9 protein-coding genes are annotated in these 13,902 nt (G+C 55.5%); all 9 read right to left on the reverse strand.

The annotated features are described in order from the left end of the window. Positions 1-202: 202 nt before the first annotated feature. The 9 genes from DFP98_RS24360 to DFP98_RS24400 all read right to left on the reverse strand — a co-directional run bounded on the left by DFP98_RS24360 (position 203) and on the right by DFP98_RS24400 (position 13,867). Positions 203-1,915: a hypothetical protein gene (locus DFP98_RS24360; RefSeq protein WP_116063228.1), complete on the reverse strand. Its 1,713-nt coding sequence runs from the start codon at positions 1,913-1,915 to the stop codon at positions 203-205. A 167-nt stretch (positions 1,916-2,082) separates the two neighbouring features. Beyond that, positions 2,083-2,328 carry a TetR/AcrR family transcriptional regulator gene (locus DFP98_RS24365; protein WP_220377163.1) on the reverse strand — a complete coding sequence of 82 codons (246 nt, stop codon included), beginning with the start codon at positions 2,326-2,328 and terminating at the stop codon, positions 2,083-2,085. A 17-nt stretch (positions 2,329-2,345) separates the two neighbouring features. Then, positions 2,346-3,338, reverse strand: coding sequence for a LacI family DNA-binding transcriptional regulator (locus DFP98_RS24370; protein WP_181917920.1), 993 nt, complete (start codon positions 3,336-3,338; stop codon positions 2,346-2,348). Positions 3,339-3,349: 11 nt separating this feature from the next. Continuing rightward, the gene (locus tag DFP98_RS24375) at positions 3,350-5,815 is read right to left on the reverse strand and encodes a GH116 family glycosyl hydrolase (RefSeq protein WP_116063231.1); all 2,466 of its coding nucleotides are present in this window, start codon (positions 5,813-5,815) and stop codon (positions 3,350-3,352) included. A gap of 196 nt (positions 5,816-6,011) precedes the next feature. Continuing rightward, the gene (locus tag DFP98_RS24380; RefSeq protein ID WP_116063232.1) at positions 6,012-6,938 is read right to left on the reverse strand and encodes a metallophosphoesterase family protein; all 927 of its coding nucleotides are present in this window, start codon (positions 6,936-6,938) and stop codon (positions 6,012-6,014) included. Positions 6,939-6,965: 27 nt separating this feature from the next. Further along, a complete protein-coding gene (locus tag DFP98_RS24385; protein WP_147310270.1) occupies positions 6,966-9,377 on the reverse strand; it encodes a hypothetical protein in 2,412 nt (803 codons plus the stop codon). Positions 9,378-9,397: 20 nt separating this feature from the next. Further along, positions 9,398-10,999: an alpha-L-fucosidase gene (locus tag DFP98_RS24390; RefSeq protein WP_116063234.1), complete on the reverse strand. Its 1,602-nt coding sequence runs from the start codon at positions 10,997-10,999 to the stop codon at positions 9,398-9,400. A gap of 113 nt (positions 11,000-11,112) precedes the next feature. Continuing rightward, a complete protein-coding gene (locus DFP98_RS24395) occupies positions 11,113-12,894 on the reverse strand; it encodes an extracellular solute-binding protein (RefSeq protein ID WP_116063235.1) in 1,782 nt (593 codons plus the stop codon). 88 nt (positions 12,895-12,982) lie between these two features. Further along, the gene (locus DFP98_RS24400; protein ID WP_116063236.1) at positions 12,983-13,867 is read right to left on the reverse strand and encodes a carbohydrate ABC transporter permease; all 885 of its coding nucleotides are present in this window, start codon (positions 13,865-13,867) and stop codon (positions 12,983-12,985) included. Positions 13,868-13,902 lie beyond the last annotated feature (35 nt).

Here is a 13,902-nt window from a genome sequence, read left to right on the forward strand (position 1 = left end):
AGTCAACATAAGGCGTCTGCCCCATCCGCTGGAACAGGGCAGGCAGCTCGCACTTAAAAACGTCTGCTGCCTCCAGTATTTGCGGCAAAACCGCTATTCTTGCTATACCTGTCCGCGCCTTACGGCTAAGGAACGGGCGGAGTGGCGGCATTGATCGGCTGTTTGACCGGCAGTGGTCCATGACTGGCGCCTGACTTTGCGGTCAAAGCCGCCGAGAAGCCCCCAAGAACACCTCTGACGTCAGAAATTTGCTCAAGGCCAATAGGAGGATAACCGAAGGAAGGCTAACGATCGCTCCCATCTGCAGCACAATCTCGGGAGATTGCTGCAGGTCCATGCTTCTGCTTAACATAGCGACGCTGGTGATAGGAGAGTATAGTTCGGGATTGCTTATATAAACGAAAGGCGGGATATAGGAGTTCCATAGGCCGACGAAGCTCAGCACGCCAAGCCCCAGCAGCGGCTTCCATACTTTAGGCACGAAAAGGGTGAAAAAAGCATGCATCTCCCCCCGCCCTTCCTGCTCGGCCTGCAGCTTTAACGACGCATAATTTGCGTTAAAGGCGCTCTTCAGCACAAATACGCCCACAATCGCGACTAATCCGCCGATCAGCAGCGGGTAAGTCGTGTTGACCGCGCCCATCCCCCGATACGCCATATATTCGTGTAAAGTACTGCCCGTTCCGATCGCCAGCACAAACAGCAGCACAAGCTTATAAAGTCCGCGACCGGGCAGCCGAGAAACGGTGAGAGGATAAGCGAGCATGAGAATAATCAACAGACCGATCACGGTCACCGTGCCGTACAGGATTAGAAAAAGCATAAAATTTTGCCCCGGGAAGACATCGGATAAGGCTGGCCCGCCCCCTTCGCCGATAAGAAAAGGGTGAACAAACAGGAAGTACAGGAAAAACAGCACGATCGCCGAATACAGCGAAGCGACGACAATTCCGAGCGCGTTGCGCCCTGCAGAAGTACCGAAGCCCGAATTAGAACGGGTGTCTGCGGCCTTGTCGAGATTCACCCGCTTCCCTCCCGAAGCTTGCGCGGAGCCGCGGGTGAACAGATCGCGGAGGAACCATTTTCGCACAAGAAAATAGGCCGCTAAAGTAAAGACGAGTTGAACCGCAAACTGAAACAGCCACACCGCCGAGCTGACGCCGTAATTGGCATTTATAAAGCCGATCCGAAAACCGAAGGTATCCACCGTATCGCCTACTGAATAGACGAGAGGGTTGTTCAGCAGATAAAGCAGATCGAAATCGGTGGACAGAATCGTGGACAACTGGATCAGCAAAAACGCGACAAGCGCCCGTAAAGCGGGATAGAACGTGGAAGTCTGCCGGACTCCGGGCGCATGCGAGCCGGATTGATAGGCTCGAATCGCGGCCAACGCAAGAAGCACGGGAATTCCGCAGGTTTTGAGAGCTTCTAGCAAGTAGACGATCGCCCTGAAATACGCAGGATCGGTCAGAAGCAGGCTATCTATCGAAAAGATCGATTGCGTCGGCGATAACAGATACGCCGCGACGTCCGCAACGACGGAGGACGGGATAAAGTATGGGATCAGAAATAAGAGAACGAACGCATTACGCAGCCGGGCAGATTGAATTCCGCTTAGCGCGAGCGCGAGCACAAGAGCGACGGTTCCAACGACGCCCATATACGATAGCTTGATCGCGAGTGTATTCCCCAGAACGTTAACGAATTCCGGCATGCCGAATAGCGCTTTAAAGTTCGCCAAACCTGTCCATTCGCTCCCAAAAATACCGTAGAGCGGCTTCACATCGGTAAAGGCCATGCGAATGCCTACGATAAAAGGAATGATTTTCAACAAAAAAATGAGGAGCAGCGGCAGAAACGCCAGCAGGTAGTGAAATTTATACTTCCAAATTCGTTTGAGGTAAAGATCCAATGAAGGAGCCTCCCCTTCTCATATTCATTCACAGGCGTACCAAATTGTACCATCCAATAGCGCGGATCGTCTACAATTTCCGACAATATCCTGATTAATGACGAGTGGGAGGGCAACAGAGAAAACCGCCGGGAGCCTGCAGAATTTCTCCTGCGAATGCCGTTGCGTTACGTGATGGAATCCACATAAATTCGGCACAGCTGCTCCCGATTCTCAGGGACGGGCAAGCTTGCAGACTGGGACTGCTCCTCTTCCGTAAGCTCCCGAATCACTTCGCTCAGAAGATCGGCGAACAGTCGATCCTTCGTATCGTAATAGCGATATAAGGTCTGTTTTGAAATCCCGGCTTCCAATGTGATGCTGTCCAACCCGAGCTTGCTAGGCGGGCGAAATAGGGTGATCTTTTTTTCCAATCCTCGAATTTGCAGCTCTATTCTGCGGACGGCAGCGCCAGCGTTCCCGGTATAACGACTTTGCCGACCAACGCATTCCCCTTGATCGCTTCCACGAGAAACCGCACGGACATCTGGCCGACCTCCAGGCGGGGAATATTGACGGTGGCGATCCTCTCGGCCATTCCCTGGCTCCCTCCGACATTGTCGCAGCCGATCAGCTCGATTTCCCCGTCCGCCAGCCCGGCTTCGTTCATCGCCTGCAGGGCGCCGAAGGCCGCGCGATCGCTTACCGCGAATACCGCGGTCGGCCGCTCGGAGAGTTGAAGCAAATATTTCATCTCCTGGTAGCCTTTAATATAGCCGTCGTCGAAGTTCGGAGTGATAAACTGCGGATCAAGCGGCATTCCGTGCTCCATCAACGCGGCGCAATAGCCGGCATAGCGGTCAACCAGCGACTTGTACTTAACGGGGCCGCTAATAAAGCCGATCCGTCGATGTCCCCGGCCGATCAAATATTCCGTGGCCAGAAACCCTGCGCCGTAATGATCCGAGTGCACCGACAGAATGTCGCCTTTATGCGTATAGTTATCCACGAGCACAAGAGGAATACCCGAGTGCCGCAGCTCGCTGATAAGCTCATCGGTAATCAAGCCGCCGCCGAGCGCGATCAGCCCGCCCACCTGGTTCAGCCAGGCTTGGGAATCTGAGCCTTCCCGAACAAAGGAGAGCACCATCTCGTAGCCGAGGAGGCTGCATTCCTTCTCGATGCCGTGGATGATTTCGCCGTAGTAGGGATCGGTTTCGAAGGAGGCGTACTGTTCAATCAGCACGCGAATCAGCAGTCTTCCTTCCGCTAGAGCCCGATCATGGCTGAGCTCTGCGTATGCTTGGCGAATCGTATGCTTCGTTTCATCGGAGAAGGAGCCTTTCTGATTCAGAACCAGCGACACCGTCGCGGGAGAGAACCCCGTTCGATCCGCGATTTCTTTAATGCTCGGCTTTCTTCTGCTTTCGTTCTTCTCGCTCATAATTTCACCTTTCATGCCGACAATTTGATCTGATTCACGGGGATACGGCCGGAACGAACCTCAAGATACGGTCGTCCATCCTTTATTCCTGCTATACCATATCCTTCGTTCGTACACAAGAAGCTCAAATAATCTCCGGTGACTCGAGGGGATACGTATAGCGTCTGTTCAACCGCGTCGTAACGAATGCCGCTCCATGCCTGGATCAGCCCGTAGGAGGCGAGCGCGCGAGCATACCAGTGTCCGCATTCGTATTCGTTATACGGATTGCGCACGACGCCGTCGTAACGGTCGCGGCAGATTCGTACGATCTCCAGCCCTTCTTCAACGCAGCCCAGAGCGATCAGATGCGAGGCTACTTGATATTCGATTCCCGTCCACACTTCATTGCTATAGACGAACGGCAGCGAGAGCTTTCCTCCTCTAGGCCAAGTACACAGGAGCAATCCTCCCTCACGACCCAACGCGTAGCCGGGGCGCTGCGGATTGGCATGCTCGGACAAATCTCGCTTCAGGTTGTACGTGTATACGCTGAGCAGATGACTTTTTACCTTTTCCCGATCCAAAATATCTCCAAGCCCGCACATCTCCGCCAGCCAAGCTCCGATAATTCCGTCGGATAGACAGCCTTTGCCGTACTGATACTTGGGGCCTTCCTTGCGCATCAGCTCGATCGCTTCCGGGGAGTAATCCAGGTTCCGGTCGATGTCGGAATCGGCATGGACGGGCGCAGAAGCCCTCAGCCCTTCCCAAACGACCTTCTGCTCGAAATATTCTCCGTTAAAAAGCTCTGTCTCCACATAGCTTCTGCCCTTGCGGTAAATTTCCTCATACCGCTCCGGGTCGTCTCCGAGCGCCCGGGCCATAAGAGACGCCGCCTTCAGCGCTCCCAGATAGATCGAGGAGCACATGCCGTCCGGGCCCCAAAATTCAATATCATACGTGTTATGATGCGGCTCTGTTAGCACTCCCGCTTCTTCGGGATCCCAGGTTTGGATGCAATAGTTCAAGCTTGCTTGGACCCGAGGCCATAACGCCGCCAGCCACTGTGTATTCCCGCCGACTCTCCACTCCCGGTAAACCTTCATGATTCCGCCGAGCTGACCGTCGCTCGCCGCATGGAACAGATGAGTTGCCGGCTGAATCGGCAGCGGGATGCGGAAGTTCTGATGACCTTCGTCATTCTGGCCTTCGATGAACTCCGTCATGCGAAGACCGCGTTCCAAGTCGGGAAAAAGATGAGGAATCGCCTGCGCATAGTTCCATACGTGAGTGCAGGTGCCGTGACAGCTCCCCCACGTATCGTCGCAGCCCTCGAACGCCCACAGCCTTCCGTCGGCTTGTCTGAGCACGGTCGGCGATTTCAGAATCGACAGGTTGGCCGTTACGGCCTCCTTCATCTCCTCCGGAAGTGTCGTGTCGTTAAAGGCGCGGAAGAACGCCTCGCTCTCCGCTCGCAATCTTTCGTACTGGCTCGTCCAATACTCCGCAACGGAATTCATGCTGCCGAATCTCCCGGAGTACCACGGTTTATGGAAATTACGCAATTCATGCCTGTGTGCGTCTCCCGTCGCTAAAGGATCGTCCACATCGCCCTGCGCCAGATTCGATTCCGGAACGTACCACGACAGCATCAGCTTAACCGTTCTGCGCTCGCCGGGCTGCAGCTCGAGCGGCACGTATAGGCTTCCTCCAGGGCTTGCTCTGCCTTCCCCGATCGCCGGTTTCTCGACCGCAGCCCCCTCTTCGACCGATCTCCACGCCATCGTAACCGGATCGAACCAGCTTCCCCTGAACCACGCGCAGTCGACTTTAGTCTCGGCTTGATCCGTTGCGGCGGAGAAGGAGCCTTCCACCCATGGCTTTCCTTCTGCCGGGGGCTGATAAAGCTCGAATCCGTTGTCCGTCCGGCGAACGCAATGGTCGCCCTGGCCCTCCGCTTCCATGAAGTGAACGGCATGGAAAGAGTATACAAGCTCCAGAGGCTCATCGGACGCATTTGTAAAAGCAAACTCCAGCCCGGCGACAGGCAGACTGGAATCGTCCGCATTCAGAGGAATGAACGGACTCCAGCCCGTGATCGCGACGGAGATCGGCAGCCTGGGATCTGTCAGCTCGACCGTTCCGAAGGGAAACCGGCTCTGAAAGGAGCTGTTCGCAAACCGCGGCAGTCCGTAGGTTTTGCCCATTAAGCCGACGCCCGAGCCGGGCGTTGAAGTCGTGCGTATGCCCATCACTTTCCACGACGGTACTGGGCCTTCGAGTACCCGGGCGATGTTCCCGTCCTTGCCTTTAATACAGACGGCAGAGAATACGGTGGGCTCGTTGCCTGTATCCGGCGCGTGGCGCAGCGAAAATTGGGATAAAGCGCCGGCTCCCTCCAGACAGAGCATGCCGGCTCCGATTCCTCCAAGGGGAAAAGCGACGCGGGAGCTGCGTTCTCCTGTATACGCCGTGTTGTAGGCTCTGTTACTCATCGTCCAGCCTCCTCCTCACCACTTTCTGATCTCATTATATCGTGCCTGCACTTTTAGTAAATATATTTTAGATAAATTTATTTAATTTAATAAAAATAATAAAAACGGAGGGCATTGTGGCCTCCCGCTCTTCCGCTTATATTTTGATCGCCTCGCCGCTCTCCGCGGAGGGGTATCGATAGACTTGCGCTTAGAATCAAGCGCCCGGCAGATGCTTATCCTGTTCGGCAATAACGGTGCCGTCGTCGAGCCGCAGCCACGAATCGAACGTCCGCTCCCCTTCTCGCAGGCGAATAATCCGCGCGCCGTGTTGGAAGCCCTCCTGCCCGTAGGTGTTGTAGCCGGTCGCACGTCCGTAACAGAGCCGGATGCCGTGCAATTCTCCCCAGTAATCGTTGATGTGGTCGTGGCCGACAAACGTCCCCATGACGTCTCCCGCTTCGACCAGCGCCGCGAACATGCCCGAATTGACCAGCGGAGAGCATACCCGCTCAAGCTTGCTGCCGTAGCACACTTGCTTCTCCCAGACCTCATTGTACTCCGGCAGCGGAATATGGAAGAAAGCAAGCGCAGGCAGAGGCGCGCCACCGTTGCGAGCGGTCAGAGCCTCCGAAGCGCCGGCATACCATTCGATCTGATCGCGGCGAATCCAATCATAGCCTTCAATATGGCCGACCGGCGAATAATCCCCGCTGTCCAGAAAATAAAGCGCCGCTCCGGCCTTGCCGCGTCCGCCCTGTATTTCAAGCATATAATTGCCGAAGCCGCTTATCCCATCCGTATGCTGCGTCAAGTTATGCTTCTGCTCAAGCAGGAAGTCCAGCAGCTCCGCTCGGCTGACGCTGCCTTCCGCATCGTGATTGCCGAACACCGCCGCCCACGGAATACTTCTGGATTCCGCCGCATCAATCGCTTCGCTTAAAGATCTTCGCGGATCCGTGCATTCCTCTCCGGAGATCAAATCCCCCGTAAATACAACAAGATCGGGGCGCTCCGCCTCCAGTACGGCATCCATGAGCGCCCTCGTGCGCCGATCCTGCTCATCGCCGTTCTTCCAATGCAAATCCGTAAACTGTACGACCGTGAACGTACCGTCCTCCCGAAATCGCAGCCCCTGTTCCATACCGCTTCCCTCTTTCTTCTATGATGTCTATAGCTCCGGCGCTTGCACCGTTTCCGGCTTTCCCCGGGTCATCATTATAACGCTAACGACGGGCTTCGGGTTGCCGATAAATTTGCAGCTAAACGAAATCGTCTGCCCTCCGCTTCGAACGGCAGGTCCGTCCGCCGCTGCGTGAACGACGCGAAGCAGATTCCAATTCCGGTCATAGATTTTGCCGACTCGATCTCCGTCGCATACGAGGTAATGGTTCGCCGCCACCTCCGTATCGAAGGTCAAATAGACATTGCCGGTATAGAAAGTCGGCCGTTGCACCGCTGCGTCTTCATTGCCGTACGACGGCGTTACGCGCATGCAAAACCTGAGCGGCTGATCGCCGTGTTTGTTATAATACGCCCAATCCGCTCCGCCCGGCTGACCGGGCTGCAATTCGGAGGGACTGCAGACGAGCGGCTTGGAGCGGTCCACCGGATACAACGTCCATTTCCCTTCCCCCGCAGCCTCCAGATGCCAATCGCTCTTCGGATCGCGCAGCCTCTCCCTCTGCTCGGGCGAGAACGCGCCGGCTCTCCGCGCCGATTCCCAACAGCGCACGGCCTCAAGCAGCGTCTCCTTGTTCCCGATACTTTCCAAAATCCGCATTTCAGCCACAAGCGCAAAGCCCGCCTGATATCCCGCCGCTTTCGACAGCACCCATTCGATCTCATCCAATGTCGTCGCTTCGAAGCGATCGGATGCGGTGCGAATGAGAAACCATCCCAGCATTGGCGGAATGAAATTCCGGGCAAAAAAGCGCTGGTTGGCCAGCCGCCATTCCAGCTGGCCTTCGCGCGTCGCCGCTCCCCATGGCTCTCCCCAATTAAATCGCGTGAAGATGTGCCACAGATAGTTCGGCCCAACGATGCTGGCGTCGTTGATCACTTCGTCGCCCCAGCCGTCGTAGCACTTGCGAACGAATCTGCTTACGCCGTAATCGTCTTGTCCGGTTGCGTACAGACCTTCCAGTCCGTCGAAAGAGATTTGCTTGACGCCGGTCATTCGAAACAGGTCCGCGATGCGCTCGCTATACTCCTCCTGCAGCTCGAAATTCGGAAACAAAACGTCGTAGGGGTGATCCCACAGCCGGCCGATCTCCGTACCCGGCTCATGAGCCGACGCAGCCGTGCCGTTCGCTCCGCGCTTCACGTTGATTAGCTTCCATGGAGCGCTATCCGTTACGGCTTCGTATTCGATCAGTTCGTTCCCGATTCGCGCCGTTTGCCGAAACAATCGGGCCGCAAACGGACCGGGATCGTCCACCTCGATGTCCGCAGCAGTCTCCTCCACCCTCGAAGCCAGACGAGACGCGCCCACTGTTTGCAATCGCCCGGCCGGAATCGGCGTAACATATGGATCGTTCAGCGTCGTAAAGTTCGACAAGGTATGCAAGCCGACGCGAACGCCCTCGCTTTCCGCCAGCTTGACGCACCCGCGCAGTCCGTCGTCCCCGTTGGGGAAGCTTCTCTCCTTGAGCGTGAAATGACCCCACTGCCCGAACGGGTCGGGATGATAAACGTACTTTAGACCGGCTTGCTTCGTATAGCGGACCGCATCGGCCATCGTCGCTTCGGAAAAATCGGTAATGAAATACGACTGATTCGCGCCGGGCGATTTTTTGCCCCAGACGCCTTCGATCGTCGGATGCGGCAGCCCTTCTCGAAGCTCAATGACTTCGATCGTATCCAGCACTTCCCCGGCCGGACATCCGAACAGGGCGATCTTCGTTCCGGCGATGCTCGCGTCTTCGCCGCCAATCGGCGCTACCGGAACATCCGGCAAATTCCATACCGTTCGGCGAGCCGCCTTCGACCGATTCCGCGCGAATGCTTGAAGCACGCTGCCTTCGGCGGTCGGCCATGCCGTACAAGCCGAATAGGGGAATTTCATGTCCGATGGCGAATGTCCTCCGCCATTCGGATCGGGCTGGCCGTTCCCGCGCTCCGTATCCGCAGGATCAAACAACGGCGCAAGCTCAATCGGCCATCCGCCGACGGTTTTCATATTGAGCGACTGAATGCCGATCGCCAAGTCCCCGTCGTGCACGACGCCGACCGATTCTCCGATCGAACCCGCCACAGAAGTCGCATACGGCCCCCATACGAATGTGTCCACATCCGCTCCTGCGATGCGCGTCACTTCAAATGCTGCGTAGCGCAAGCAGTTAGCATATTCCACCTCTACCTGCGCGCCGCATTCGGCGAATGCAAACGTCAGCGTTCCCGTCTCGCCGTCGCAGCTCAGCGATGAAGGCGCCTCGGCCTTCCCTTCGACAACGATGCGGATGAAAGGAGATTCGGATGAGGCAACTGAATATTCCTTGCCGTTCTCCGCATTCTTCAGGCTGACGACATTCCCCGCCGAATCGAGGATCATCCGCAGCCTTCCCGCCGGTAAGTCGATCATTTGCATTCACGCCTTTATCTTTATAATTTCTCAAGCCATATGTTGCCGAATCCGTTATTGCCAAGCTCGCAATAAAGCTCCAACTCCAACTGAATGCGCTGCCCCAGACCGGTAATATTGATTCTGTAACGATCCTCGGTCTGCGACACGAATTGCGGATAGGAAGCGCCGTTCAGCAACAGACGAACGCCCTCGGCGCGGACGCTGCTTGCACCGCCGTCGGCATTATCGAAATAGAGCGCATACTGTCCCGCGTCGTCGATCAGATCGCCGATGTCGTACGTCTCCGTGCTTTTCCGGTCGACTTTATAGATGAACAATTCCGGACCCCATTCGCCGACCTTTTGCCGCTCAGATCGAATGTTGTTCGGGCTGAATACGGTAGCCGCTCCGGTGTAATACGCCGTCAGGCTTGCAATCCTCGGTTCGTCCACCGCCTTCAGCACGTTCAGCCGAAGCTTGTGCAGCGTCGCCTCGGCGATCCGCTCGATTCTCTTGTGCCCGATCGCTGTGCCGCTGCACAGCTTCAGCCACTGCTCCCCGTCGAAGCCAAGCACTTCATAGGAGCGAATGCGTTCGCCGTAACGAATATCCTCGCAAATAACAATATGGTCGATTGCGGTAGGCTCCATCAGCTCAATTTCCAGCGTATCCCCGGAACCGCCGGCCTCGCAAAGCGCATTGGCAAACCTTTTGCGGATCTCGTCCCCGAACTCCTTCGCCCGCCGCGCGTCCGGCTCCGGAATTTGACCGGTCGGATCGGGGTTGGCATTGAGCAGAAGAACGGCGCCGTTGCCGACAGACCTGTAATACAGCTCCATCAGATGATCCAGGCTTTTGACCGTGCCTTCATTCTGCGTGTTCCAAAACCACGTATTCCGAATGCGCGCGTCGCATTCCATCGGCATCCAGATTTCTCCGTTCGGATCGCTGTGCTGAATCGTGCCCAACCCTCTGGCCGCTTCTGAATCGGCTCTTACCGCATTCCACGCCGGATAGGTGGCGATCCCTTCCTCGTTGCCGACCCAGCGGATGGAGGCATGCTTGCTCTGGAAATACACCGCGTTCGGAACATAGCGCTCCAAAATATCGCCGACCTCGATCTCTTGCCCGCCGTCGAACCATACCTCGAAAATTTCCCCGTATCGGCTCAGCACTTCCTCCAATTGAGTCCGGTAAATCTTGTTGTACTTCTCCTGCGCCTCCGGCGTTTCGCACCGGCCCGCGAGCTGCGCCCCGTTATAGATATCCTGCGGACTTAAATAGATACCGAGCTTGAGCCCCCGCTTCCGGCAGGATTCGGATAGATCGCGCAGCACATCGCCCTTGCCGTCTCTCCAAGGCGTGTCCTTGACGCCATAATCGCATGTATCCGTCTGCCACATGCAGAATCCGCCTACGTGCTTGGCGACCATTACGATATATTTGGCGCCAAGCGATTCGGCGACGGAAGCCCACTGTTCGGTATCCAGCTCGGACGGATTGATCCGGTCCAGCGGCGTCGACAGATCGTCGTACTCCTGGTCCTGATAGACGTTGGGCGCCCAATGGATAAACATGCCGATTTCGGTATCGTGCCACTCCACCTGCTGCGGCGTAGGCACTGCCAGCTTTACGGTCATTTCATCAAACCTTCTTTCTCTCTTAGCTCGTTATGGATAGGGGAAAAAGGATTCGGGCGGCGAGACGACTTGAGTTGAAGTCGATTCAACTCGTCTCCTCCGCCCGATCGCGTTTATCGCTTCAGTACAGCCGTTTTGGCAAGCGAGTCCTTCCAGTTCTGTGCCCAGAACTGCTTGGATTGGTCATAGCCTATCTTATTCAGGCTGTCCAGGAATTCTTCCTTGACCTTGTTGAATTCCGCCTCGTCCTTGGACAAAATAATTTTCGGCATCGTCGTCTTCACCAGTTCTTCGACCTTGGCATCGATCCGCTTAATATCGTCGGGAGCGCTGGCGAGTCCGGTCTGCACGGTCGTATCAAATGCGCCCCACGAGATTTTCCCTTCCTGCACCAGCTTTTCGAGCGCCTCGCCGGGGTAGGTTGCTCCGTAATGCTCGCTGTATGCCTTATCGAGCGGCGTTAATTTCGTTTGGAACACTTTCGGAGTATAGAACAGACTGATCAGCTCGCCGTCGGCCGGATTCACGACAAAATCGTCAAGTCCCTGCAAATTGCCGTATTTGCCGATCCCGGTCGTATCTCCGAATTTCTCCATCGTTTTCGACAGGTTGATCGTCTCGTCCGTCATTTCCGGCTTGCCGTCGACCATCTTCCAATGCTCGCCTTCCACGCCGCTGGCCGCCAATCTTGAGCCTTCCGGCGAGAACATAAAGTTCAGCAGCTCTACGGCCCGCTCCGGGTGCTTCGAGTTTTTGGAGATCGCCAAGTATTTGCCGCTCCAGCCTGTCGGGGAGAATCCGCCTTTATAAATCTGCGTTCCGGTAATCGGAATCATGCCGTAGCCGGCTTCGGGCTTGCCTGCGTCGGCCAGCTTCTTGTTCCCGCCGCCTGTCCACCAGTTGGCGATGCTGGACAACAGCTGCAAATTGTCGAGCTTGGCGCTGTACTGGTCCATCTGCTGCGTGAACGCTTCGGGATCGAGCAGCCCCATCTGGTTCGCCTTGAAAAAGTACCTCATGCTATTCCAGAACGTGCTGCTCTCGTCGGTCAGCAGCTCATAGGCGTTGCCTTGAGCATCCTGCACATAAGTACCGGGACCGTTGAAATACCCGTCCGCAAACGCGTTCTGAATAATGAACGGCCAGAGACCGCCGTTATATGCGGATACGCCGTATACCTTCTTACCGTCCTCCGTCTTCGGATAAAGCTTCTGCATCTCGGCCAGCAAGTTGAGAAAATCGTCCGTCGATTTGATTTCCGGAGCGCCGAGCTCTTGGTACATATCCCATCGCGTCCAAAATCCGACCGAATATTCATACTGCGGAGCGGCCGCGCCTACGTCCGAATAGGTTCCGGTATGGATGGGGAGGAAGTACAGCTTGTTCTGGCCTTCGCTCATGTTTTGTCTGAAGTATTCGAGCGTCTCGGGCATTCCTTTCTCGATGTCCTGTCCGCTCGTTTTCAAGTAGTCGTCTATGTTGATAATTTGATTGCCTTCGATCATTTGTTTAATATACTTGTGGTCGACCATCAGAATGTCGGGCAAATCGCCGTCGGCGAGCATCAGCTTCAGTTTGTTTTCGTCGGCCGCCATCGTGTCGAGCGTAACGCCTGTCCTTCTCTCGATTTCTTTGGCGACGGGATCGCTCTGGATACCGGGAATATCGGCTGCGCCTGCGCCGAACATCGTTAACGTGACAGGCTCCTTCGTCGGCGGGCTCGAATCGGCGCTCGGACTTTCCGAGCTTCCCGACGAAGTCGAACTTGGCGTCTGGGCCTCCCCGCTTTTGTCGTTGTTGCCGCCGCTGCTGCATGCTGCCAACGCCGATGCCAGCAGCATAAGTGTAAGCAGCATCGATAGTCCTTTTCGAACCGAAATCTTGGCAAAGCTCATCGTATTGCCTCCCTTATGATTCTGAATAGTCTATATAATTGAAATGCCGAACCCGATTTCGCGCTGCGGCATCAATTATCGGTTCGAATCAGCCTTTCACGGCTCCGAGCATAAGACCTTTGACAAAATATCTTTGCAGGAAGGGATAGACGAACAGAATCGGGATCGTCACGATCATCGTCATCGTCATTCGCACCGCTTGGGGCGTAATTTGCCGCGCGGCTTCTCCCCGGTTCAGCTCCTGAATCGTCATGTTGGCGATCGACTGAACCTGGTTCAAATAGTTGTAGAGCACCATCTGCACCGTCTGCAGCTTCGGATCGGATACGAGGAAGAAATTGTCCTGCCACGTATTCCACTGGGTGACGGCGGCGAATACCGCAATGGTCGCGATTATCGGCAGCGACAGGAAGAAGATGATTTTGATAAAAATCGTGAAGTATCCCGCACCGTCGATCATCGCCGATTCCTCCAATGCCGCCGGAAGCTGTTCGATGAACGTCTTGATCAGGATGACGTAAAATCCGACGATCGCCCCGGGAATGACATAGAGCAGAAAGTTGTTTTTCAAGCCCAGGCTTTTCATTGTCAAGTACCACGGAATCAGCCCGGCGTTCAAATAGAGCGTGATGACCACGAATCGATAGATGAACTTGCGGAAGGGCAGCTCTCTTTTCGTGACGATGTAGGCGAATAACGTACAGCAGAATACGGTAAGGATCGTGCCGATCACCGTTCTGAGAACGGAAACGACGAACGAAGAGGAGATATTGGGCAACTCCAGCAGGCGCCTGTAGTTATCGAAATTCAAGCCTTTGGGCCAGAACACCAGCCCTCCGCCCGCTGCAATCGGATCGCTGAGCGAGTAGATGAAAATGTAGTAAAACGGATAGATACAGGCAAAGGTGATCAAAGAAAGCAGAAAATAATTGCTGATGGAGAAGCTGACATCCCATAATCTGGTCCGTATCACGTTTGATTTCACATCCTTTTCCTGGGGATCAAGAT

The organism is Cohnella phaseoli, from assembly GCF_003386235.1.
GTDB lineage: Bacteria > Bacillota > Bacilli > Paenibacillales > Paenibacillaceae > Cohnella > Cohnella phaseoli.

Excerpts from the sequence above, each read along its gene's own strand:
- DFP98_RS24370 (WP_181917920.1), bottom strand. The coding sequence starts at position 3,338 with ATGAGCGAGAAGAACGAAAGCAGAAGAAAGCCGAGCATTAAAGAAATC.
- DFP98_RS24395 (WP_116063235.1), bottom strand. The coding sequence starts at position 12,894 with ATGAGCTTTGCCAAGATTTCGGTTCGAAAAGGACTATCGATGCTGCTT.
- DFP98_RS24375 (WP_116063231.1), bottom strand. The coding sequence starts at position 5,815 with ATGAGTAACAGAGCCTACAACACGGCGTATACAGGAGAACGCAGCTCC.
- DFP98_RS24380 (WP_116063232.1), bottom strand. The coding sequence starts at position 6,938 with ATGGAACAGGGGCTGCGATTTCGGGAGGACGGTACGTTCACGGTCGTA.
- DFP98_RS24390 (WP_116063234.1), bottom strand. The coding sequence starts at position 10,999 with ATGACCGTAAAGCTGGCAGTGCCTACGCCGCAGCAGGTGGAGTGGCAC.
- DFP98_RS24385 (WP_147310270.1), bottom strand. The coding sequence starts at position 9,377 with ATGATCGACTTACCGGCGGGAAGGCTGCGGATGATCCTCGATTCGGCG.